The sequence below is a fragment of the Streptomyces sp. CA-294286 genome, from assembly GCF_050947155.1.
GTDB lineage: Bacteria > Actinomycetota > Actinomycetes > Streptomycetales > Streptomycetaceae > Streptomyces.
The window spans coordinates 1,431,040-1,452,598 of sequence record NZ_CP192005.1 but is presented as its reverse complement, the minus strand read 5'-3'; the positions used below and the strand labels follow the sequence as shown (position 1 = coordinate 1,452,598).

Genomic DNA, 21,559 nt, shown 5'->3' with positions numbered 1-21,559 from the left:
CATGGCAGACCGCCCGACCAGCAGGCCGAAGAAGGGGCAGAACGGCCCGGCCGCCCCGACCGGCGCGGCGGCGAGCAGCGCGAAGAAGCCCAAAAAGCTGAAGAACACCCTCCTCGGCGGCGGCGCCGTCATCCTCCTCGTGGGCCTCAACGCCCCCGCCGCCCTGGACTTCGCGCAGGAGAAGTACCACGCGTACAAGATCGCCCAGCCCGGCTACAAGGCGGAGTTCGGTTCCTGGGCCGTGCTCGACGTCCCCAGCGAGTACAAGGTGAACGCGATCCACGCCGCCCTCCTCCGCACCGGCAAGGTGCTCCTCATCGCGGGCTCCGGCAACGACCAGAAGAAGTTCGACTCCGGCACCTTCGACACCGTCCTGTGGGACCCGAAGAAGAACACCTTCAAGAAGATCCCCACCCCGGAGGACTTCTTCTGCGCCGGGCACGCCCAGCTCCCCGACGGACAGCTCCTGGTGGCGGGCGGCACCGCCCGGTACGAGGTGCTGGACGGCAAGGTGTCGCGGGCGGGCGGCGGCATGCGGGTCAAGAACGAGAACCCCGACAAGGCCGTCACCCTGAAGAAGGGCACCCGCTTCCGGTCGCCCTCCGGGGTCGAGTACGTGTCCAAGTTCGACGTCACCGTGCCCCGGGCCAAGCGCGAGTTCAAGGTCGGCTACTTCGCGTCCGGGCAGATGAAGCCCTGGGAGACCAAGGTCACGGCCGCCGAGTCGCGCGTCTTCGTCGAGGCCGCCAAGGAGGGCCCGGGGGCGCTCACCACGCAGGCGGCCCAGTACGAGATCGTGGGCCTGCCGGAGAAGGACGCCGACGACGTCTACGGCCTCGCGCAGCGGATCACCACCGAGAAGCAGGACTTCCAGGGCATCAAGGCGGCCTACGAGTTCGACCCCGTGGCCGAGAAGTACGTCCCCGTACAGCCCATGAAGGACGCCCGCTGGTACCCGACGCTCGCCACCCTCGAAGACGGCAGGGTGCTCGCCGCATCGGGCCTGAACGACGTCGGCGACGTCGTTCCCGGCGACAACGAGATCTACGACCCCAGGACGAAGAAGTGGAGCAAGGGCCCCTTCCGCTACTTCCCCACCTACCCGGCCCTCTTCCTGACCAAGGGCGGCAAACTCTTCTACTCCGGCTCCAACGCGGGCTACGGACCGGCCGAGAAGGGCCGCGTCCCCGGCCTGTGGGACGTGAAGACCAACGCCTTCACCAAGGTCGGCGGCATGGCCGACCCCGACCAGCTGGAGACCTCCGCGTCCGTCCTGCTGCCGCCCGCCCAGGACCAGAAGGTGATGGTGCTCGGCGGCGGCGGGGTCGGCGAGTCCGAGAAGGCCACGGCCCGCACCGCCATCGCCGACCTGAAGGCCGGCAAACCCGCCTTCACGTCCGGCCCGCCGCTCTCCCAGGGGACCCGCTACCTGTCCTCCGTCCTGCTGCCCGACGACACCGTCTTCACCAGCGGCGGCTCCCGCGACTACCGGGGCCGGAGCGCCAGCGACCTCCTCACGGCCCAGTTCTACGACCCGAAGGCCAACGCGTTCCGCGACGCCGCCGAACCCACCGTCGGCCGCAACTACCACTCCGAGGCGCTGCTGCTGCCCGACGGCCGCATCGCCACCTTCGGCTCCGACCCGCTCTACGGCGACGAGGACAACACCAAGCTCGGCGCCTTCGAGCAGCGCGTGGAGATCTTCACGCCGCCCTACCTGGAGAAGGGCAGGGCCCGACCGGTCCTGGAGGAGGGCCCCGACGCGTTCCAGGCGTCCCGCGCCTCGTACCGGACCAAGGACGCCGACCGCATCGTCAAGGCGCGCCTCATGCGTCCCAGCGCCGTCACCCACACCACCGACGTCGAACAGCGCTCGGTCGAACTGGGCCTGAAGAAGGACAGGAACGGCGTGACGGTCACCGTGCCCGCCGACCGGACCCTGGTCCCGGCCGGCTGGTACATGCTCTTCGTCACGGACAAGGACGGAGTACCGTCCGAGGCCAAGTGGATCCAGGTGAAGTGAGAGCCGGACACCGCGACCCGTGGGATCCGGGCAGGGTGGCCGCCCGCGAGCGGGAGGCGTGGTGTCCGGGCCGGGGGCGCCGGCCATGGGGAGGTGAGGGGTCCGGGCCGCGTAGCCACCCGAGGGGTCCGGCCGCGCGGCCGCCGGGCATCGGAGGTGAGGGGGCGGGGTCGCGTGGACACCCGCCCGGGAGGTGAGGGGTCCGGGCCGCGTGGCCGACGGCCATCGGGTGGCGACCGCCCCGGTCGAGTGACCGCCGATCGCCGGGCCCCGACGGGCTCGGGTCGGGCGACCGCCGGTCAGCGGGACCGGCGCGCCAGCCCCAGCGCGTAGTCCGGCCACCACGTTCCCGCGCTGGGACCGCCCCGGCACTCGCCGTCCGAGTCGCCGGGGCGCTTGATCCACAGGTACGCGTCGAGCAGCGGGTCGCCCGTCCTGTCGGTGGGCGGGGTCCCCAGCGCCCGTCCGGTCGGATTGCACCAGGCGTCCGCCCGGGAACCGGGCAGCGGGCCCGCTCCGTTCCGGCTCGTGTCGACGAGGTAGTGCGTACCCCCGAGCAGCCCGGACAGTTGCGACCCGTACGCCTTCACCACGTCGTTCCGCTGGAAGTTCGACACGTTCAGCGAGAACCCGTCGGCCCTCGCGATGCCGGACCGGGTCAGCGGGTCGACGAGCTTCCCCGGGTCGTCGATCCACGCCGGATTCCCCGCGTCGATGTACACCTTCGTCCTGGGCTGCCGCTTCAGCCGCTCGACGGCCTGGGCGAGCAGCTGGGTCCGCTCGTCGTGGTTCTCCGGCGGTGTGCAGCCGTCGACGATGTGCGGGACGGCGTCCGGTTCGAGGACGACGGTGGCGGAGGCGTTCCCGATCGCCTGCGCGAAGGAGTCCAGCCAGGCCCGGTACGCGTTCCCGTCCGGTGCCCCGCCGGCACTGTGCTGGCCGCAGTCGCGGTGCGGGATGTTGTACGCGACGAGGACGGCGGTGCGGCCCTCCTTCGACGCCTCCGCCGTGACCCGCCGGACGTCCGGCACGGGATCGTCCCCGGCGGGCCAGTCGGCGACGGGCCGGTCGGCGATCTTCCGGAGCGCCTTCGCGTCCTCGGTACGCCCCTGCGCGGTCCACTCCCTGACCTGCCGGGCGGCGCTGGAGTCGGGATCGACCCAGAACGGTGAGGCCGAAGCCGGAGCCGACGGGGCGGAGACGGTCTCCTCGGCGGGGGCCGGAGTGTCGGGCGACGAGCACGCGGCGACGCCGACCACCAGGAGCGCGGCCACCACGGAGTGGGCCTTAAGGAAGAACCTTCGGCCGGACATCCAGCCTCCTCGGGACGAGTGACGACTGCTCACGGCGGAAACGGACCCTGTTGCCGCGCAGGCACGGAACCGCACAATCCTGACATAACGCACAGTTCGCACGGGGTTACGACCCGGCGGCGAGTGCGATCTGCGGCCGTGTGCATCCGACGGTGCCGGATGCCGGGCTCCCGGATGCCGCAAGCCGCGCGCCGGGTTCACAGGGCTGGTCCGCACGTGCGAACGGATTCCCGGAGGCACGGCGGACCGGCCCCCGCGCAGGAGCCCCGCGGCTCGTGGACCCCCGGGCGCCCCGTGGCCTCCGCGGCGCACGGAAGTCCGCGTACCGAACCGCGAGACACAGCTGACCGGCATGTGACCGACCGGTAGGGTCGATCTGTGCCGAAGCCGCTCAGCCTCCCCTTCGATCCCATCTCCCGCGCCGACGAACTCTGGCAGCAGCGCTGGGGTCCCGTGCCGTCGATGGCCGCGATCACCTCGATCATGCGCGCCCAGCAGATCCTGCTCGCCGAGGTCGACGCAGTCGTCAAGCCGTACGGGCTGACCTTCGCGCGGTACGAGGCGCTGGTCCTGCTGACCTTCTCCAAGGCGGGCGAGCTGCCGATGTCGAAGATCGGCGAGCGGCTGATGGTCCATCCGACGTCGGTGACCAACACCGTCGACCGGCTGGTCAGGTCGGGGCTCGTCGACAAGCGCCCGAACCCCAACGACGGGCGCGGAACCCTCGCGTCCATCACCGACAAGGGCCGCGAGGTCGTCGAGGCGGCGACCCGGGACCTGATGGGGATGGAGTTCGGGCTCGGGGTGTACGACGCGGAGGAGTGCGCGGAGATCTTCGCGATGCTGAGGCCGCTGCGGGTGGCGGCAAAGGACTTCGACGAGGGCTGAGCGCCCGCCCCGTACCGGCATCCGTCCCCCTTTCCGCGTCCCTCGCGCGGGCCGTCGCGCCCGCCCGGCCCGCCCGAAGATCGCCCGGCCTGCCCGGTTACGCTCGACGGCATGAAACAGAGCGTGCTGACCCGTTATCGGGTGATGGCCTACGTCACCGCCGTGTGGCTCCTGGTGTTCACCGTCGCCATCGTCCTGAAGTACGGCTTCGACACCGGCGACACCATGCTGATCTCCCAGATCCACGGTGTGCTCTTCATCGTCTACGTGATTTTCGCCTTCGACCTCGGCTCCAAGGCGAAGTGGCCCTTCGGCAAGCTCCTGTGGGTGCTCGCGGCCGGCTGCATCCCGGTGGCCAGCTTCTTCGTCGAGCCGAAGATCACCCGTGAGGCCAAGCTGCTCGTCAAGGACGACGGCCCGGTCATGAGCAAGCCGTAGCGCGTTTCGCCCCGCCGCCGTACGGATCCGAACCGTACGGCGGTTGTCCATCGACATTTACTAGGACGTCCTAGTAAATTGGCGGTATGGACGCCGACGCGATTGAACAGGGCCGCCAGCGCTGGCAGGCCCGGTACGACAGGGCCCGCAAGCGAGACGCCGACTTCACCACCCTCTCCGGCGACGAGGTCGAGCCGGTCTACGGTCCGCGCCCCGGCGACACGTACGAGGGCTTCGAGCGGATCGGCTGGCCCGGCGAGTACCCCTTCACCCGCGGCCTGCACGCGACGGGCTACCGGGGCCGGACCTGGACCATCCGCCAGTTCGCCGGCTTCGGCAACGCCCAGCAGACCAACGAGCGCTACAAGATGATCCTCGCCGCCGGCGGCGGCGGCCTCTCCGTCGCCTTCGACATGCCCACCCTCATGGGCCGCGACTCCGACGACCCCCGCTCGCTTGGCGAGGTCGGCCACTGCGGCGTCGCCATCGACTCCGCCGCGGACATGGAGGTCCTCTTCGGGGACATCCCCCTCGGCGACGTCACGACCTCCATGACCATCAGCGGCCCGGCAGTCCCCGTCTTCTGCATGTACCTGGTCGCCGCCGAGCGCCAGGGCGTCGACCCCGGTCTCCTGAACGGCACGCTCCAGACGGACATCTTCAAGGAGTACATCGCCCAGAAGGAGTGGCTCTTCCAGCCCGAACCGCACCTGCGCCTGATCGGCGACCTGATGGAGCACTGTGCGGCGGGCATCCCCGCGTACAAGCCGCTCTCCGTCTCCGGCTACCACATCCGCGAGGCCGGGGCAACGGCCGCACAGGAGCTGGCGTACACCCTCGCCGACGGCTTCGGCTACGTGGAGCTGGGCCTGTCCCGCGGCCTGGACGTGGACGTCTTCGCCCCCGGCCTCTCCTTCTTCTTCGACGCGCACCTGGACTTCTTCGAGGAGATCGCCAAGTTCCGCGCCGCGCGCCGGATCTGGGCCCGGTGGATGAAGGAGGTGTACGGAGCCAGGACCGACAAGGCGCAGTGGCTCCGCTTCCACACCCAGACCGCCGGTGTCTCCCTCACCGCGCAGCAGCCGTACAACAACGTCGTCCGCACGGCCGTGGAAGCCCTGTCCGCCGTCCTCGGCGGCACCAACTCCCTGCACACCAACGCCCTCGACGAGACCCTCGCCCTGCCGAGCGAGCAGGCGGCGGAGATCGCGCTGCGCACCCAGCAGGTCCTCATGGAGGAGACCGGCGTCGCCAACGTCGCCGATCCCCTCGGCGGCTCCTGGTACGTCGAGCAGCTCACCGACCGCATCGAGGCCGAGGCGGAGAAGATCTTCGACCAGATCCGGGAGCGCGGCCTGCGCGCCCACCCCGACGGCCGGCACCCCATCGGTCCGATCACCTCGGGCATCCTGCGCGGCATCGAGGACGGCTGGTTCACCGGCGAGATCGCCGAGTCCGCCTTCCAGTACCAGCGTGCGCTGGAGAAGGGCGACAAGAAGGTCGTCGGCGTGAACACCGCGACCGGTTCGGTCACCGGCGACCTGGAGATCCTGCGGGTCAGCCACGAGGTCGAGACCGAGCAGGTGCGGGCGCTCGCCGAGCGCAGGGCCCGCCGCGACGACGCCAAGGTACGGGCCTCGCTGGACGCCATGCTGACCGCGGCCCGCGACGGCTCCAACATGATCGAGCCGATGCTGGAGGCGGTACGGGCCGAGGCCACGCTGGGCGAGATCTGCGGAGTGCTGCGGGACGAGTGGGGCGTCTACGTCGAACCCCCGGGTTTCTGACGGGAGTCGGGTCCACGGGCGACGCTTGACCTCAACCGCCCTTGAGGTCGTAGCGTCGCCCGCATGACCACCGCTTCCGCATCTCCCGCCGTCGTCCCCGCCGACCCCTCGGCCGCCGACGCCGACCTCGCCTCCCAGCCCGTCGCCTACTGGACGGGCATCGCGAGCAACGCCGTCAAGAACCTGCTGCGCGACTCCATGGCCCGCTACGACGTCACGCAGCCCCAGTGGTGGGTGCTGAACCGCGTCGACGCGGCCCCCGCCACTCGCCCCGAGGTGATCGCCGCCCTCGCGGACGTCGCCGACAACCCGTACGACATCTCCCGCGTGATCGACCAGCTCCTGCACCGGGGCTGGCTCGCGGCGGACCCGCAGGACCGTCTCTCCCTCACGGAGTCGGGCCGGGCGGGAAAGGCGGAGATCAAGCAACTGGTCACCCGGCTGCGCGCCCAGGTCCACGAGGGGGTGAGCGACGAGGAGTACGTGGCCGCGCTGAAGGTCCTGCGCCGTATGACGGCCAACGCGAAGCAGGGCACACAGCCCTGGCAGTAGACCGCCACCGGCCGTCCCGGCGGCCCGCACCCGCGCCTCGCCGTCCCGGCGGCCCGCGACCCCAGCCCCGTCGGCCGTCATCGTGGTCCGCCCCGGGCCGAACCACCGGCCGGGGCGGGCGGCAGCCGTCAGGCCGGGACGGCGTCGGGCGACGCCAGCAGCGCCCTTTGCGCCGCGGTGAGGCGCAGCGAGGCGGCGGCGACGTTCGCCGCCAGGTGGGCGGGGTCGCCCGTCCCCGGAATGGCCAGCACGTGCGGCCCCTGCTGGAGGGTCCAGGCCAGCCGGACCTGCGCGGGCGAGGCGTCGTGGGCACGGGCTACGGCGAGGACCCGCTCCTCCTCGATGCCCGTCGCACCGGTCTCGCGGCCCGCGCCGGCGATGGCGTAGAAGGGGACGAACGCGATCCCCTGTTCGCCGCAGCTGTGCAGCAGCGCCGTGTCCTCGGCCGCAGCTCCCGGGCCGTACGGGTTCTGTACGCAGACCACCGGCGCGATGCTGCGGGCCTCCGCGAGGTGGGCGGCGGTGACGTTGGAGACGCCGAGGTGCCGGATGAGCCCGGCCTCGCGCAGGTCGGCAAGGGCACCGAAGTGCTCGGCGATGGAGCCGGTCGACCGGCTGCGCGGGATGCGCAGGTTGACGACGTCGAGGTGGTCGCGGCCGAGTTGGCGGAGGTTCTCCTCGACCTGGCCGCGGAGCTGATGGGGCTCGGCGTACCACCAGTCCCCGGCCGGGGTGCGGGCCGGCCACACCTTCGTGGTGATGACGAGTTCCTCGGCGTACGGCGAGAAGGCGGCGCGGAGCAGTTCGTTGGCGGAGTGCGCGGAGGAGAAGTAGAAGGCCGCGGTGTCGAAGTGGTTGACGCCGAGGTCCACGGCCCGGCGCAGCAGAGCCACGGCCTGGTCGCGGTCGCGCGGCACGGAGGTGGTGTCGAGCGCCGGCCCGATCTGCGGCAGGCGCATGGTGCCGTAACCGAGACGGCGGACGGACAGCTCACCGCCGAGTTTCCAGGTCCCGGCGGCGGCTGCGGCGGGGGTGGGGCGGTCGGGCATGCAGTCCTCCGGGTGGGCTTCACGGGGGCTTCCTGGCGGATGCCGACTCGGAGTATGGGGGCACGGCGGGGCGCGGGGGAAGGTGGGAGAAGTCGGTGAAGAGTCACATCGGAATCGGGAATGCCGCGGCACACCCGGGGAGTTGACACATGTGTCACCGGACGCAACCGGGTGCCGGATCCGGCGCCCCGGCCTGCTCAGGCGGCGCGCCCCTCGAACCGGAACTCCGGGGTCGAGCCAGGATCGGTCCGGCCCCCGCACCCAGGGCGGCGGCGAGCCGCTCGATGAGCTCCAGGGTGGGATCCACCGCGCTCTCCTCCACGGACTCGATGTCCGCCTCGGCCATTCCGGCCCGCCGGGCCAGTTCCGCAGTGCGCCGGCCCACGACGGAACGCCGGTCGTAGACGGCCTGCGCGAAGTCCATCCGGCGGCCCGCGGCACGGTACGCGGGATCTTCGCGGTGCTCGGGCGGGATCTTCTAGCTGGTGTGACACCCGGTGCTCGTGAGTCTTCCTCCGGCCTTCTTGCAACAACCCTCCCGCTCGCGGCGGTCCGGGCGGCGACTGGTTCCGTGATCATTCGTGCGTACGCTCCCCGAACCGCAGGCGGAACAACGCCCCGCCGCCCGGTGCCTGTTCTGCCGTCAACTCCGCGCCGTGGGCGCGGGCGATCTGGCGGGCCATGGCGAGGCCCAGGCCCGAGCCGGGCAGGGCGCGGGCGGCCTCCGCGCGGTAGAAGCGGTCGAAGACGTACGGGAGGTCCCCGGGCGCGATCCCGGGGCCGTGGTCGCGGACGGTGAACTCCAAGTGCGCCCCTGACACGACGAGTTCGACCTCCACCGGGGCCTTCGGCGGGCTGAACTTCGCCGCGTTGTCGAGCAGGTTCGTCAGAAGGCGGGTCAGCCGGGCAGGGACGCCCGGCAGGGTGACCGGCACGGCTTCGGGGGCCACGTGCAGCGGAAAGGGGGTGGCCGGCCAGTGGGCGGCGGCCGCCGCCACCGCGTGCTCGACGAGGGCGGCCGGGCGGACCTCCTCCAGCAGCGGCTGCGGCTCCTCGTCGCGGGCGAGTTCGATCAGGTCGTTGACCAGGCCGGTCACCTCGCGGAGCTGCCGGCCCAGCGCCCCCGACGCCCGGTCCCGCTGCTCCGGACTCAACCGGTCGGCGCGGGCCAGGAGTTCGGCGTTGGTGCGCAGGGCGGTGAGGGGGGTGCGGAGTTCGTGAGAGGCGTCGGCGACCAGGCGGCGTTGGGCGGAGACGGACTGTTCCAGTTCGCCCAGCATGGTGTTGAAGCTGGTGGCGAGGCGGGTGACCTCGTCCTCGCGGGAGGGCGGGCCCGGCGGGAGCTCGATGCGGTGGCGCGGGTCGCGGGTGGCGGCGATGCGTTCGGCGGTGGCGGTGAGGCGGGCCACCGGGGCCAGTCCGGTGCGCGAGACCCAGTAACCGAGCGCGGCGGCCAGCAGCACACCGGCCGCGCCCACCGCCGACAGCAGCAGGGCGGCCTGCCGGATGCCCCGCTCCACCGAGTCGGCGCGCAGGGCCAGCTCAAGGGCTCGGCCGCCGCCGATCGGCGTGACCGCGAGACGGGCCGGGTGGCCCTCGTAGGTGAAGTTCGAGAAGTACGGGGCGCGCTGTCCCGACGCCACCTCGCGGACCGGTGGCGAGACCGGCAGGACGTACCGCTCCCGGGGGTCCTCCGCCGGGTCCGACGGCACGACCTGGGCGCACGCGGGCGCGGACAGGTAGCGGCACTCGCCCGACAGGACCCCGGTCGCCGGATGGCGGTCCGACTGCACGAGGCGGGTCGCCGACTGCGTCAGGTTCAGGTCGAGCTGGTGGTACATCTCGTACCGGATGACGAAGTACGCGGCCGTGCAGATCCCGATCGCGACCAGGGCGACCGCGGCGGACGCGGAGAGGGCGAGGCGGGTGCGCAGCGGGCGGTGGCGGCGCCAGCGGGCCCCGAGGGCGCGACGGCGACGTCCGCCGCTCACGCCAGGTCCAGGCGGTAGCCCACGCCGTGGACGGTGTGGACGAGACGGCTCCCGCCCGCCGCCTCCAGTTTGCGGCGCAGGTAACCCACGTACACCGCGAGGGAGTTGGAGTCCGGGCCGAAGTCGCGGCCCCAGACCAGTTCGAGGATCAGCTCGCGGGGGAGCACCTGGCCGGGGTGGCGCAGGAGGAGTTCGAGGAGGGCGAACTCCGTGCGGCTGAACTCCAGGGCGCGCCCGGAACGGTGGCCCGTGCGGGTGGCCGGGTCGACGACCAGGTCCGCGTACGCGAGGGAGTCGTCCTCCTCCGGCAGCGGGGCGGCGCGCCGCAGCAGTGCCCGTACGCGGGCCACCAGCTCGTCCAGCGCGAACGGTTTGACCAGGTAGTCGTCGGCGCCCGCGTCCAGGCCGTCGACCCGGTCGCTCACCGCATCGAGGGCGGTGAGGACGAGGATCGGCGTGCGGTTGCCGACCGCGCGCAGTCGGCGGCACACCGCGAGGCCGTCCAGCACCGGCATCATCACGTCCAGCACGAGCGCGTCCGGCTGCCAGGAGCCGATCGCGGACAGCGCGGCGAGGCCGTCCGGGGCGCCCCGCACCTCGTACCCCTCGATGGTCAGGCCGTCCTCGACCGCGGCCCGCACTTCCGGCTCGTCGTCGGCCACCAGGATCTTCGTCATGGCATGAATCATGCCGAACCGGGCTCTTAGAACCTTCTTAAGGATCTTCGTGAGTGTGGCGGCCATGCGCACACCACTCTCAGTCGTGATCGGGGCGGGCGGCACCGGGGGACACATCTACCCGGGGCTCGCGCTCGCCGAAGCACTGCGCCGGGCTGTGCCCGACGCCGTCATCTCCTTCGTCGGCACGACCCGGGGCCTGGAGACGGACCTCGTACCGGGGGCCGGGTACCGGCTGCACACCGTCGACATGATTCCGTTCGACCCTTCGCTGGGGGCGAAGAGATACCTGCTGCCCGCGGCGCTGCTGAAGTCGGGTGCGCAGGCCCGCGCGATCCTCAAGGCGCAGGGCGCGCACGTCGCCGTCGGCATGGGCGGCTACCCCAGCGCCCCGGTGATCGTCGGCGCGAGGACGGCCGGGCTGCCGAGCATCATCCACGAGTCCAACGCCGTCCCCGGCCGGGCCAACCAGTTCGCGGCGCGCCTCACCGGCAACATCGCCGTCGCCTTCGACCGCAGCCGCTCCCACCTCGCGGGCGGGCAGGACGCCCTGACCGTCGGCATGCCGATCGCCGCGTCCCTCGCCCGCCTCGACCGGGACGGCCTGCGCGCCGAGGCGCGGCGCGCGTTCGGCGTGCCGGCGGGCGCACGGCTCGTGCTCTTCAACGGCGGAAGTCTCGGCGCCGCACGGCTCACCGAGGCGGCGACCGGACTCGCCGAGCGGTGGCGCGGGCGGGACGACGTACATCTGCTGATCAAGACGGGGCCCGCCAAGCTGGCCGAGACCCGGCGGCGGACCGGCGGCAATCCGGTCGCGACCGTCGTGCCGTACCTGGACCGGATGGACCTCGCGTACGCCGCCGCCGACCTGGTCGTGTGCCGGGCGGGGTCCGCGACCGTCGCCGAGCTGGAGACGGTCGGCGTGCCCGCCGTGCTGGTGCCGTATCCGCACGCCCCGGGCGACCATCAGACCCACAACGCCCGGGTGCTCTCGGACGCGGGCGCCGCCCACCTGGTACCGGACGCGGAGACCACCGCCGAGCGGCTGGCCGCGCTCGTCGATCCGCTGCTCGCCGACCCGGCGCGGCTCGCCGCGATGTCCCGCGCGGCCGGCCCCAGCACCCACGCCCAGGCCGCCGACCTGCTCGCGGCACAGGTGCTGCGCCTCTCCGGCCTTCCCGAACACGCCCACCGAGCCATGGAGTTCACCCGATGAGCACGAACGAGTACGGCAACCCCGCCGGGCACCGCACCCGCACCGGGCACGGCAACCCCACCGGGAGCATCGACCGCGTCGACTGGAACGGCCGCAAGGTCCTCGTCACCGGCGCCGAGGGCTTCATCGGCTCCACCCTGGTGGACCTGCTCGTGGAACGGGGCGCGGACGTCCGGGCCTTCGTGCACTACAAGCCGTACGCCGAGAAGGGCTTCCTCAAGCACCACCTGGCCGACCCCGGGGTCGAGATGTTCGCGGGCGACGTGCGCGACGCGGGCCGGGTGTCGGACGCCGTCGCGGGCACGGACACCGTCTTCCATCTCGCCGCCCTGATCGGCATCCCGTACAGCTACGCCTCACCCGGCGCGTACGTGCAGACCAACGTCGTCGGTACGGAGAACATCGCCGAGGCGTGCCGCCGTCACGAGGTGCGCCGGCTCGTCCACACCTCCACCAGCGAGGTGTACGGCACCGCCCGCACCGCGCCGATCAGCGAGCAGCACCCGCTCCAGCCGCAGTCGCCGTACTCCGCCTCCAAGATCGGCGCCGACATGACGGCGCTCAGCTTCCACCACGCCTTCGAACTGCCGGTGACGGTCGTCCGCCCCTTCAACACGTACGGCCCCAGGCAGTCCGCGCGCGCTGTCATCCCCGCCATCCTGGCCCAACTCCACTCGGGGGCACGGGAGATCAAGCTCGGGTCGCTCACGCCCACCCGTGACTTCACGTACGTCACCGACACCGCGCGCGGCTTCCTCGCGATGGCGGACTGCGACCGTGCGCTCGGCGAGACGGTCAATCTGGGCACCGGGCGCGAGATCGCGATCGGGGAGCTGGCCGCCGCGCTCGTCGCCGCCTCCGGCCGCGACGCCGAGGTCGTCGTCGACCCGACGCGGCTGCGGCCCTCGGGCAGCGAGGTGGAGCGCCTGCTGTCCGACAACACGAGGGCGCGCGAGTGGGCGGGCTGGCAGCCGCAGACGTCCCTTGAGGACGGGCTGCGGCGGACCAGCGAGTGGGTGGCCCAGAACGTCCACCTCTTCGCGCCGGACCGCTACCAGGTCTGACGCCTACCGGCCCTGCGCCCCGCCCAGACCGCTCACCAGCAACGACGTGAAGCTGTGCGCCCACGCCTCGTCCACCGGTTCCGCGCTCACCAGCGCCCGGTGGACGACGGCGCCCGCGATCACGTCGAAGATCAGGTCCGCGTTGCGGGCGGCCTGTACCGGGGACTCCTCGTACGGCAGTTCGCCTCGGGCCTGCGCGCGTTCCCGGCCCAGCAGTACGAGGCGCTTCTGACGCTCGACGATCGCCGAGCGGATCCGCTCGCGCAGGGCGACGTCCCGGGTGGACTCGGCGACCACCGCCATCAGCGCGGTCTTCGTCTCGGGGCGCTCCAGGAGTGCGGCGAACTGCAGGACGACACCCTGCACGTCCTCCAGCAGGCTTCCCCGGTCCGGGAGTTCCAGCTCGTCGAAGAGGACGGCGACCGCGTCGACGACCAGCTCGCTCTTGTGCGCCCACCGCCGGTACAGGGTCGTCTTGGCGACCCCGGCGCGCCGCGCCACATCGCCCATGGTCAGCTTCGACCAGCCCAGCTCCACCAGCGCCTCCCGGGTGGCGACCAGGATCGCGGCGTCCGCGGCGGCACTGCGGGGCCTTCCGGTCCGGGGGTGCGGCGGGGTGGCGGGAAGCGACATGACCGAGACCATACCGGCGGGTACGCGGGGATCCGCCGCGACTCGTGAGGCGGATCACTGTCGTCCGCCCGGCCGGCCGAGTTACGCTACGGCCCGTAGCGAAAGCCTGCGCCGGTCACCCGGACGTCGGCCGAGCGACAACCACCGGCGCCGGGTGGGGACCCGGCACCAGCCAAGCAGTACCGCCCTCGGGCCCTCGTGAGAAGCCCGCGTGCGGGCGGAGGGTCCTCTCGGGCACTTCCGGTTGCTTTCGGACACTTCCCGAAGGCAACCGGGATGCTTTGCGGGCGCTTTTCCGAACGGGCCGCCGAGGGGGGAGGATGTACGCATGCAGCCTAGGAACATGTCCATGAGCGGCGTCGTAGACCTCGCCGCGGTGAAAGCGGCCAACGAGGCCCGGCAGAAGGCGGAGCAGGCACGCGCCGAGGCCGCCCGGCAGGGCGGAGCGCCCGCCGCGCCCGCCTCGCACCTCGTCTTCGACGTCGACGAAGCCGGTTTCGAGACCGAAGTACTCCAGCTCGCCTCCGAGGTGCCGGTCGTCGTGGCCTTCTGGTCGCGCCGCTCCGAGCAGAGCGAGCAGCTCACGCAGCAGCTGGCCCGTCTCGCCGAGGAGTACCGGGGCCGGTTCGTGCTCGCCAAGGTCGAGGGCGAGACGAGCCCGATGCTGTTGCAGCAGTTCGCCGTCCAGGGCGTTCCGGCCGTGTTCGCCGTCGTCGCGGGGCAGGCCCTGCCGCTCTTCCAGGGCGTCGCGCCCGAGGAGCAGATCCGGGCCACCCTCGACCAGCTCATCCAGGTCGGCGAGGAGCGTTTCGGGCTGACCGGCATCCAGGTCACCGACGGTCCCGCGGCGGAGACGCCGGCCCCGGTCGGCCCGTACGACGCGCTGCTCGACGCGGCCATGGACGCGCTGAACGCCAATGACTTCGCGGGCGCCGTCCAGGCGTACAAGAACGTCCTGGCGGACGACCCGGCGAACCCGGACGCCAAGGCCGGTCTCGTACAGGCCGAACTGCTCGCGCGGGTCACGAAGCTGGACCCGCAGCAGACCCGCAAGGACGCCGCCGACCGGCCCGCCGATCCGGCCGCGCAGATCGCCGCCGCCGAGCTGGACCTCGCGGGCGGCCATGTCGAGGACGCGTTCTCGCGACTCGTCGACACGGTGCGGGTGACGGCAGGGGACGACCGGGACGCGGCGCGGGTCCGGCTGCTGGAGCTCTTCGAGGTCGTCGGCTCCGACGACCCGCGGGTGAGCGCCGCCCGTACGGCGCTCGCGCGGGTGCTCTTCTAGCAGCCCGCCCTTCTTCCCGGACCGGGGGCGGGGGACGAAACCCGTTCCACCGCTCCCGCACCCGCGATGTCCCTCCGCATCGCGGTGATTTGGCGACACAGTGATAAAACGCGGCCGCGCTTTGCCGAAACTTGGCAATCGCGGCCGCTGTTACTTGAAGTAACAGGGGCTCGACATTCTGTCCGCCTTGTTGCGGCAATCACCCGGTTTTCCGGGTCACCGGCCGCACCCGCCCACCACCCTGCGAGACCGCACGGCAGCGCCCTGGTGATCACGGCATTACCAGTGAGTAACGGACCTCTTGTGCCCGCGCCCGTGCATGCACCACGATCGGCGACGCCCGGTCCTTCGCACACGTCCCGGAAGCCACTCGGGGCGACGGTCGTGAGGGTCCCCACCGGGTGGGCCGACAGCAGCGCTGCCGGCTCCGGACAGGGGGGTCTCCGCCACCACGGCGGGGCCTGTCCAGCAGGTTGCGCGAACGCGCGGCCCAGTGGTTGTCGCTCGGGGGTGGGCGCCGGTGCTTCGGACGTGGCTCACGCCTGACGGCCGAAGCGGGCTCTCGGACTCCGAGGACGTAGCACTTCTCCCCTCCCGGTACGGGTCCTGCCCGTACCGGAGATGTACGTCCGAGAAGGAGGAAAGTACATGAGCTCCCCAGTACGCGGTGGAACCAGATGGCGTCGCTTCGCGGTCGTCATGGTGCCGACCGTCGCCGCGACCGCCGCGATAGGCGTCGCCATGGCCCAAGGTGCGCTGGCGGCTTCGTTCAGCGTCTCCGGTCAGGACTTCAAGGTCACGGCCGACAGGCTGGACGGCAAGGGCTTCGTGCAGTACGGCAGCCTCGCCGAGGGAAATGACCTCGAAGGCAAGCCGACCCTGCACCCGGTCGCGGTCTCCGGCTTCAAGTCGGCCGACATCACGAACATGTGCCAGTCGGTCGTCACACCCAACGTCCCGGTCTTCGGCAGCGTCAGCCTGATGCTGAGGGCCGGCACCGGCGGCACGCCGGTGAAGGCCGAGAACCTCTACCTGGACGTCGCCGAGCTGGACGCCGACGCCGAGTTCAAGAACATCGACATCGGCGTCGCGGCCGGCAGCGCCGACAAGGGTCCGGGCATCCAGCCCAAGACCGAGGCGAACAAGTTCGGCTTCGCCCAGCAGGCCGACGAGGCCGTGCTGACCAAGGTGAAGCAGCGCGCCTGGGCGACGTCGGCGGGCACCTTCAAGCTCAGCGGCCTCAACCTGCGTCTGCACAAGGGCGTCAAGGAGTGCTACTAGGCACCCCGTTGCGGGCGGAGATGCCGTTGCGCGTTCCCCCGGCGTCCCGCCCGCTCCCCTTCCTCCCTCCTCTTCTGTACAGCAACACCGGTTCCAGGGAGCTGTTTTCATGAGCGCCGAGACCACGGTTCCGAGTCAGGGCCGCGATGTCCACTACTGGCGGCTGCGCTTCCGCGCCTGGCGGGGCGTGCGGCCGTTCTGGGCGGGACTCCTCACCCTCGTCGGTGGCGTCCCGATCATGTATTTCCCGTACAACGACGTGAAACTGGGCGCGCTCACGATCACCATGGCGACCACGGCGGGCGCGGGCTCGCTCATCATCGGCGTCCTGCTGGTCACGCTGGGGCTCACGATGTGGTTCCACTCCATCGTGCGGATCTTCGCGGGCGTCGCCTCGATCCTGCTCGCCCTCGTCTCCATACCGGTGTCGAACCTCGGCGGCTTCCTGTTCGGCTTCCTGTTCGCCATGGTGGGCGGCGCGATGTCGATCGCGTGGGCTCCGGCGCGGACGGACCTTTCCCCCTACGCCGCTGCGCCGGGTACGGAGCCGGCCGGATACGCCGGATACGGCGGCCCCTCTCCCGCTCCGGCCACCGGCCCCGCGCCGGTCGCCCCCGGAGCCGGGCGGACGACGGCGATCGACCTCTCGAAAAGCGAGGAACCCCCCGCCGGCCCGCACGCCCCTGCTCCGCCCCCGTCCCTTCGGACGGACACGAACGACACGTCCGGCGACGCCGATGGCAGGAGGAACAGTGCGGGGTGACGAGGCCCAGAGGGCCGCGGGCGGGGGAGCGGCGGCCCGTCGGAGAAGCGGCCCGCGACACGCGGCCCCCAGGAAGTCGCTGCTGACCAGGTTCCAGCTGCCCGCGGGCAAGGCCCTGGCCCTGGCGGCGATGCCGACCGCGGTGTTCGTCGGGATGAGCCTGACGCCGAAGCCGGCGATGGCCGCCGGTGAACCGGCCAACCCGTTCGCCCCGGGCCCGTGCGTGACGCAGCCGGACGAACCGGACAAGGACGGCGACGGCGAGCCGGACAAGGGCGTGCCGGACAAGGGCGCGGATCCCTCGGGCACGGCGGACGCGGACGCCGGGAACAAGGCGGGCGCGGACAAGGACGCCGACGCCGACGGAGGCGCGGACAGGGAGGCCGGCACGGGCAAGGGCACTCCGGCCCCGGACCCCGGCACGTCCCCCGCCGGTACGGACGCCGGGGCTCCGTCGAGCGGTCCCGCCACCGGGGGCGGCCCCCCGGCCGCCCCACCCGCCTCCACCCCCACGCCGCCCCCCGCCGAGACGCAGAGCCACCACCCCCTCGACCCGCTCGGCGTGGGCCCCAAGATCAAGGACTTCTTCGACGGCCTCGGCGGCAAGAAGGACGAGCCCCCCACCCGCCCGTCGTCCCCCGCCCCGACGGGCAGCGCGAAGCCGACCGCCCCCGCGGGCGGCACGGCCGGCGATGCCGCGCCCACGCCTGCGACGACGGAGGCCCCGGCCGGCGCCGTCCCCGACAAGGGCGCGGCGAAGGGCAGGAAGAGCGCCGACGCCAAGCCCGGCACGGCAACCCCCGACGCAGCGGGGGCAGCCGGGGAGGCGAGGAAGGCCAAGGAGGCCGAGGACGCCCGGGACAAGGCGGCCGAAGAGGCGAAGCAGCAGGCGGAAGCCGCGGCGGCCAGGACCGGGAAGGCCATCCGCGACGCCGCCGCCAAGCTCGGCATCGAGGTCGCGGACTTCGACCAGGACGGTGACGGCAAGCCCGACCTCGTCCCCCACGCCGACGGCACGATCCCCTACCCGTGCCCCACCGCCGACCCCCGGGCGCTCGCGGACGCCGAGCTGGAGCCGGGCATTCCGGACCTGCCGGACGACTCGTGGGTCCTGGAGACCTCGATGCTCACCCTGCGCGGCCTGGACTACGCGGGCGTCGTGGAGGTCCGGACGGCGAGCGGCAGGACCAAGAAGGTCCTGAAGTTCACCGCGAAGGAGACGGACATCAAGGACCTGCACCAGATGACGGTCGGCCCGGCGGGCACCACGGGGCACGTCGAGGCGCGCAGGGGCTCCACCTCCACTCTCCGCCAGGGAACCGTGACGATGTACACGGAGGAGCTCAAGGGCAACCTCTTCGGCCTCATCCCGGTGACCTTCAGCCCCCGGACCCCGCCGCCGCTGAACGTCCCGATCGCGATGTTCACCGACGTCAAGGTCACCCAGGCCGGCCAGTTCGGCGGCACGCTGACCGTCCCCGGCCTGCATAACTACTTCACGGGTCCCGGCACGGGCCGGGCGGCCCGCTGAGCCCCGTACGCCTCACGCGCGGAGTGCGGGCCCCGGGGAGAAACCCCGGGGCCCGCCCTCCGCCGCTCGCCTACGGGTTCCTCCCGTCGGACGGAAACGCCGACTGCGCTCAGGCAGCGGCCTCTTCGCCGCCCAGGTGGTGCACCCGGACCATGTTCGTGGTGCCGGGGATGCCGGGGGGCGAACCGGCAGTGATCACCATGGTGTCGCCGTTGTTGTAGCGCTGGAGCTTGAGGAGTTCGGCGTCGACGAGATCGACCATGGCGTCCGTGTTGTCGACGTGGGGGACCACGAAGGACTCGACGCCCCAGCTCAGCGCGAGCTGGTTGCGGGTGGCCTCGTCGGTGGTGAAGGCGAGGATCGGCTGGGCCGCGCGGTAGCGGGAGAGACGGCGGGCCGTGTCACCGGACTGGGTGAAGGCGACCAGCGCCTTGCCGTCCAGGAAGTCCGCGATCTCGGCCGCGGCGCGGGCGACGGAGCCGCCCTGGGTGCGCGGCTTCTTGCCGGGCACCAGGGGCTGGAGTCCCTTGGAGAGGAGTTCCTCCTCGGCCGCGACGACGATCTTGGACATCGTCTTGACGGTCTCGATGGGGTACGCGCCGACCGAGGATTCGGCGGAGAGCATGACCGCGTCCGCGCCGTCCAGGATCGCGTTGGCGACGTCGGACGCCTCCGCGCGGGTCGGCCGCGAGTTGGTGATCATCGACTCCATCATCTGGGTCGCCACGATCACCGGCTTGGCGTTGCGGCGGCACAGCTCGATGAGGCGCTTCTGCACCATGGGGACCTTTTCGAGCGGGTACTCGACGGCCAGGTCGCCACGGGCGACCATGACGCCGTCGAAGGCCGCGACGATGCCCTCCATGTGCTCGACGGCCTGCGGCTTCTCCACCTTGGCGACGACGGGGACCCGGCGGCCCTCCTCGTCCATCACCTTGTGCACGTCCTTGACGTCGTCCGCGTCGCGCACGAAGGACAGCGCGACCAGGTCGCAGCCCATGCGCAGCGCGAAGCGGAGGTCCTCGACGTCCTTCTCCGAGAGAGCCGGGACGTTGACCGCCGCGCCGGGCAGGTTGATGCCCTTGTGGTCGGAGATGACGCCGCCCTCGATGACGATCGTCCTGACCCGCGGGCCCTCGACCGAGACCACCTTCAGCTCGACGTTGCCGTCGTTGATGAGGATCGGGTCGCCCTTCTGGACGTCGCCCGGCAGGCCCTTGTACGTGGTGCCGCAGATGGACTTGTCGCCGGGGACGTCCTCGGCCGTGATGGTGAACTCGTCACCGCGGACGAGTTCGACGGGGCCCTCGGCGAACTTCGCCAGGCGGATCTTCGGACCCTGGAGGTCGGCGAGCACGCCCACCGCACGGCCCGTCTCGGCGGCGGCCCGGCGGACGCGGTCGTACCGGCCCTGGTGCTCCTCGTGGGTGCCGTGGCTGAAGTTGAATCGGGCCACGCTCATGCCGGCTTCGATCAGAGCGACGAGCTGCTCGTGGGAGTCGACGGCGGGGCCAAGGGTGCAGACGATTTTGGAACGGCGCATAAGGCGGATCCTATCGGTTTGTTTCTCTGCGGAATATTCCGTCTGGTGGAATGTACAAATGGGCGCGCGGGTGCTCAGACGCGCTCAGTCGTCGTCACGCACCAGGTCGTACGCCTGGTGCGCGATTTCCAGTTCCTCATCCGTCGGTACAACGGCCACGGCAACCCGCGCGTACTCCGGGGAAATGATCCGGGGTTCGTCGGAACGTACGGAATTGAGGGCGGCGTCCACGGCCAGGCCCAGCTCCTCCAGGCCCTTCACGGCCGCCTCGCGCACCGGCGCGGCGTTCTCGCCGACACCCGCGGTGAAGGCCACCGCGTCCACCTTGCCCAGGACGGCGGAGTACGCGCCGATGTACTTCTTCAGCCGGTGGATGTAGATCTCGAAGGCGAGTTCGGCCTGTTCGTCGCCCTCGTCGATACGGCGGCGGATTTCCCGCATGTCGTTCTCGCCGCAGAGACCGACCAGGCCGCTCTTCTTGTTGAGGAGCGTGTCGATTTCCTCGCTCGACATTCCGGCCACCCGCTCCAGGTGGAAGATCACCGCCGGGTCGAGGTCGCCCGAACGGGTGCCCATGACGAGTCCTTCGAGCGGGGTGAGGCCCATCGAGGTGTCGACGCAGCGTCCGCCCGCGACGGCGGACGCGGAGGCGCCATTGCCCAGGTGCAGGACGATGACGTTGACCTCGGAGGGGTCCTTGCCGAGCAGCGCCGCCGTCTTGCGCGAGACGTAGGCGTGCGAGGTGCCGTGGAAGCCGTAGCGGCGGATGCGGTGCGCGTCGGCCGTCTCCACGTCGATCGCGTAGCGGGCGGCGTACTCCGGCATCGTCGTGTGGAAGGCCGTGTCGAAGACGGCGACCTGGGGGAGATCCGGGCGCAGCGCCTGCGCGGTCCTGATGCCGGTGATGTTGGCGGGGTTGTGCAGGGGCGCTACGGGGACCAGGCGCTCGATCTCCGCCAGCACCTCGTCCGTGACGACGGTCGGGGCGCTGAACTTCAGCCCGCCGTGCACGACCCGGTGGCCGATCGCCGCCAGCTCCGGGGAGTCCAGGCCGAGTCCGTCGGCGGCGAGTTCGAGGGCCACCGCCTGGAGTGCCTCGTCGTGGTCGGCGAACCGGGTCTCCTGCACGCGCTTCTTGCCGGCGCCCCCGCCGAGGAGGGGGGTGTGGGTGAGCGCGGACGTCTGCTCGCCGATCTTCTCCACGAGGCCGAGGGCGAGGCGGGAGCGGTCGCGCATGTCCAGGAGCTGGTACTTGAGGGAGGAGGAGCCGGAGTTGAGGACGAGGATGCGGGTGGGGTGGGAGGTCACGGGGGCCTTCTCGTACGGGGGTGGGTGTGGGTGACGGGGTGGGGGGTGCGGAGGTGGGGCGGCCGTAGGAGGGCGGGCGGGATGCTCCGCGTGGGGTCGCCCCCTTGCCCGCTCCTCCCCGAGCACTCGGCTTCGCTCGTGCAGAGGGACCCCTGCGCCCCGGGGCCGGGAACGCCGCCCGAGGGGGCTACGGGGGGCGGGGTCGGGCCGCCGC

19 protein-coding genes are annotated in these 21,559 nt (G+C 71.8%); 11 read left to right on the top strand and 8 right to left on the bottom strand.

Annotation, left to right across the window (positions count from 1 at the left end; all coding sequences use genetic code 11):
- The first annotated feature begins 1 nt into the window (after position 1).
- Entirely contained in the window at positions 2-2,023 is a 2,022-nt protein-coding gene (locus ACQPZG_RS10945) for a galactose oxidase-like domain-containing protein (RefSeq protein WP_433545612.1), read from the top strand.
- Between the two features lie 299 nt (positions 2,024-2,322).
- Here ACQPZG_RS10945 and ACQPZG_RS10940 read toward each other — a convergent pair whose 3' ends face one another.
- The gene (locus ACQPZG_RS10940; RefSeq protein ID WP_433545611.1) at positions 2,323-3,336 is read right to left on the bottom strand and encodes a glycoside hydrolase family 6 protein; all 1,014 of its coding nucleotides are present in this window, start codon (positions 3,334-3,336) and stop codon (positions 2,323-2,325) included.
- Between the two features lie 378 nt (positions 3,337-3,714).
- Here ACQPZG_RS10940 and ACQPZG_RS10935 point away from each other — a divergent pair, with 378 nt between their 5' ends.
- The 4 genes from ACQPZG_RS10935 (at position 3,715) to ACQPZG_RS10920 (ending at position 7,001) form a co-directional block, all read left to right on the top strand.
- Positions 3,715-4,224 carry a MarR family winged helix-turn-helix transcriptional regulator gene (locus ACQPZG_RS10935; protein ID WP_433545610.1) on the top strand — a complete coding sequence of 170 codons (510 nt, stop codon included), beginning with the start codon at positions 3,715-3,717 and terminating at the stop codon, positions 4,222-4,224.
- 111 nt (positions 4,225-4,335) lie between these two features.
- Positions 4,336-4,662 (top strand): DUF3817 domain-containing protein, encoded by a 327-nt coding sequence (locus ACQPZG_RS10930; protein ID WP_433545609.1) that lies wholly within the window; start codon positions 4,336-4,338, stop codon positions 4,660-4,662.
- 86 nt (positions 4,663-4,748) lie between these two features.
- The gene (locus ACQPZG_RS10925) at positions 4,749-6,449 is read left to right on the top strand and encodes an acyl-CoA mutase large subunit family protein (protein WP_433545608.1); all 1,701 of its coding nucleotides are present in this window, start codon (positions 4,749-4,751) and stop codon (positions 6,447-6,449) included.
- 63 nt (positions 6,450-6,512) lie between these two features.
- Positions 6,513-7,001, top strand: coding sequence for a MarR family winged helix-turn-helix transcriptional regulator (locus ACQPZG_RS10920; protein ID WP_433545607.1), 489 nt, complete (start codon positions 6,513-6,515; stop codon positions 6,999-7,001).
- A gap of 128 nt (positions 7,002-7,129) precedes the next feature.
- On the opposite strand, the gene ACQPZG_RS10915 is transcribed toward ACQPZG_RS10920, so the two are convergent.
- The 4 genes from ACQPZG_RS10915 to ACQPZG_RS10900 all read right to left on the bottom strand — a co-directional run bounded on the left by ACQPZG_RS10915 (position 7,130) and on the right by ACQPZG_RS10900 (position 10,730).
- Entirely contained in the window at positions 7,130-8,050 is a 921-nt protein-coding gene (locus ACQPZG_RS10915) for an aldo/keto reductase (RefSeq protein ID WP_433545606.1), read from the bottom strand.
- A 154-nt stretch (positions 8,051-8,204) separates the two neighbouring features.
- Positions 8,205-8,474, bottom strand: coding sequence for a helix-turn-helix domain-containing protein (locus ACQPZG_RS10910; protein ID WP_433545605.1), 270 nt, complete (start codon positions 8,472-8,474; stop codon positions 8,205-8,207).
- Between the two features lie 151 nt (positions 8,475-8,625).
- Complete coding sequence (locus ACQPZG_RS10905) at positions 8,626-10,041, bottom strand: HAMP domain-containing sensor histidine kinase (protein WP_433545604.1); 1,416 nt, start codon at positions 10,039-10,041, stop codon at positions 8,626-8,628.
- The gene (locus tag ACQPZG_RS10900) at positions 10,038-10,730 is read right to left on the bottom strand and encodes a response regulator transcription factor (RefSeq protein WP_433549356.1); all 693 of its coding nucleotides are present in this window, start codon (positions 10,728-10,730) and stop codon (positions 10,038-10,040) included. The genes ACQPZG_RS10905 and ACQPZG_RS10900 overlap by 4 nt, the downstream gene beginning before the upstream one ends.
- A gap of 52 nt (positions 10,731-10,782) precedes the next feature.
- Here ACQPZG_RS10900 and ACQPZG_RS10895 point away from each other — a divergent pair, with 52 nt between their 5' ends.
- Both ACQPZG_RS10895 and ACQPZG_RS10890 read left to right on the top strand, forming a co-directional pair.
- Positions 10,783-11,934 (top strand): UDP-N-acetylglucosamine--N-acetylmuramyl-(pentapeptide) pyrophosphoryl-undecaprenol N-acetylglucosamine transferase, encoded by a 1,152-nt coding sequence (locus ACQPZG_RS10895; RefSeq protein ID WP_433545603.1) that lies wholly within the window; start codon positions 10,783-10,785, stop codon positions 11,932-11,934.
- Positions 11,931-12,998: a GDP-mannose 4,6-dehydratase gene (locus ACQPZG_RS10890; protein WP_433545602.1), complete on the top strand. Its 1,068-nt coding sequence runs from the start codon at positions 11,931-11,933 to the stop codon at positions 12,996-12,998. The genes ACQPZG_RS10895 and ACQPZG_RS10890 overlap by 4 nt, the downstream gene beginning before the upstream one ends.
- Before the next feature lie 3 nt (positions 12,999-13,001).
- Here the strand turns inward: ACQPZG_RS10890 and ACQPZG_RS10885 are convergent, their stop codons facing one another.
- Positions 13,002-13,631 carry a TetR/AcrR family transcriptional regulator gene (locus ACQPZG_RS10885; protein ID WP_433545601.1) on the bottom strand — a complete coding sequence of 210 codons (630 nt, stop codon included), beginning with the start codon at positions 13,629-13,631 and terminating at the stop codon, positions 13,002-13,004.
- A 328-nt stretch (positions 13,632-13,959) separates the two neighbouring features.
- On the opposite strand from ACQPZG_RS10885, the gene ACQPZG_RS10880 reads away from it, so the two are divergent.
- From ACQPZG_RS10880 to ACQPZG_RS10865, 4 genes are all read left to right on the top strand, one after another.
- Positions 13,960-14,919 (top strand): co-chaperone YbbN, encoded by a 960-nt coding sequence (locus ACQPZG_RS10880; RefSeq protein ID WP_433545600.1) that lies wholly within the window; start codon positions 13,960-13,962, stop codon positions 14,917-14,919.
- Between the two features lie 648 nt (positions 14,920-15,567).
- Positions 15,568-16,200, top strand: coding sequence for a DUF6230 family protein (locus ACQPZG_RS10875; RefSeq protein WP_433545599.1), 633 nt, complete (start codon positions 15,568-15,570; stop codon positions 16,198-16,200).
- Positions 16,201-16,309: 109 nt separating this feature from the next.
- Positions 16,310-16,963: a DUF6114 domain-containing protein gene (locus ACQPZG_RS10870; RefSeq protein WP_433545598.1), complete on the top strand. Its 654-nt coding sequence runs from the start codon at positions 16,310-16,312 to the stop codon at positions 16,961-16,963.
- Positions 16,953-18,494: a hypothetical protein gene (locus ACQPZG_RS10865; RefSeq protein ID WP_433545597.1), complete on the top strand. Its 1,542-nt coding sequence runs from the start codon at positions 16,953-16,955 to the stop codon at positions 18,492-18,494. Before ACQPZG_RS10870 ends, ACQPZG_RS10865 begins: the two co-directional genes overlap by 11 nt.
- A 109-nt stretch (positions 18,495-18,603) precedes the next feature.
- On the opposite strand, the gene pyk is transcribed toward ACQPZG_RS10865, so the two are convergent.
- Both pyk and ACQPZG_RS10855 read right to left on the bottom strand, forming a co-directional pair.
- Complete coding sequence (gene pyk, locus ACQPZG_RS10860; RefSeq protein ID WP_433545596.1) at positions 18,604-20,037, bottom strand: pyruvate kinase; 1,434 nt, start codon at positions 20,035-20,037, stop codon at positions 18,604-18,606.
- Positions 20,038-20,121: 84 nt separating this feature from the next.
- Complete coding sequence (locus ACQPZG_RS10855; RefSeq protein ID WP_433545595.1) at positions 20,122-21,345, bottom strand: acetate kinase; 1,224 nt, start codon at positions 21,343-21,345, stop codon at positions 20,122-20,124.
- Between the last annotated feature and the right edge of the window lie 214 nt (positions 21,346-21,559).

Excerpts from the sequence above, each read along its gene's own strand:
- ACQPZG_RS10945 (WP_433545612.1), top strand. The coding sequence starts at position 2 with ATGGCAGACCGCCCGACCAGCAGGCCGAAGAAGGGGCAGAACGGCCCG.
- ACQPZG_RS10940 (WP_433545611.1), bottom strand. The coding sequence starts at position 3,336 with ATGTCCGGCCGAAGGTTCTTCCTTAAGGCCCACTCCGTGGTGGCCGCG.
- ACQPZG_RS10930 (WP_433545609.1), top strand. The coding sequence starts at position 4,336 with ATGAAACAGAGCGTGCTGACCCGTTATCGGGTGATGGCCTACGTCACC.
- ACQPZG_RS10925 (WP_433545608.1), top strand. The coding sequence starts at position 4,749 with ATGGACGCCGACGCGATTGAACAGGGCCGCCAGCGCTGGCAGGCCCGG.
- ACQPZG_RS10920 (WP_433545607.1), top strand. The coding sequence starts at position 6,513 with ATGACCACCGCTTCCGCATCTCCCGCCGTCGTCCCCGCCGACCCCTCG.
- ACQPZG_RS10915 (WP_433545606.1), bottom strand. The coding sequence starts at position 8,050 with ATGCCCGACCGCCCCACCCCCGCCGCAGCCGCCGCCGGGACCTGGAAA.
- ACQPZG_RS10910 (WP_433545605.1), bottom strand. The coding sequence starts at position 8,474 with ATGGACTTCGCGCAGGCCGTCTACGACCGGCGTTCCGTCGTGGGCCGG.
- ACQPZG_RS10900 (WP_433549356.1), bottom strand. The coding sequence starts at position 10,730 with ATGATTCATGCCATGACGAAGATCCTGGTGGCCGACGACGAGCCGGAA.
- ACQPZG_RS10895 (WP_433545603.1), top strand. The coding sequence starts at position 10,783 with ATGCGCACACCACTCTCAGTCGTGATCGGGGCGGGCGGCACCGGGGGA.
- ACQPZG_RS10890 (WP_433545602.1), top strand. The coding sequence starts at position 11,931 with ATGAGCACGAACGAGTACGGCAACCCCGCCGGGCACCGCACCCGCACC.
- ACQPZG_RS10885 (WP_433545601.1), bottom strand. The coding sequence starts at position 13,631 with ATGTCGCTTCCCGCCACCCCGCCGCACCCCCGGACCGGAAGGCCCCGC.
- ACQPZG_RS10880 (WP_433545600.1), top strand. The coding sequence starts at position 13,960 with ATGCAGCCTAGGAACATGTCCATGAGCGGCGTCGTAGACCTCGCCGCG.
- ACQPZG_RS10875 (WP_433545599.1), top strand. The coding sequence starts at position 15,568 with ATGAGCTCCCCAGTACGCGGTGGAACCAGATGGCGTCGCTTCGCGGTC.
- ACQPZG_RS10870 (WP_433545598.1), top strand. The coding sequence starts at position 16,310 with ATGAGCGCCGAGACCACGGTTCCGAGTCAGGGCCGCGATGTCCACTAC.
- pyk (WP_433545596.1), bottom strand. The coding sequence starts at position 20,037 with ATGCGCCGTTCCAAAATCGTCTGCACCCTTGGCCCCGCCGTCGACTCC.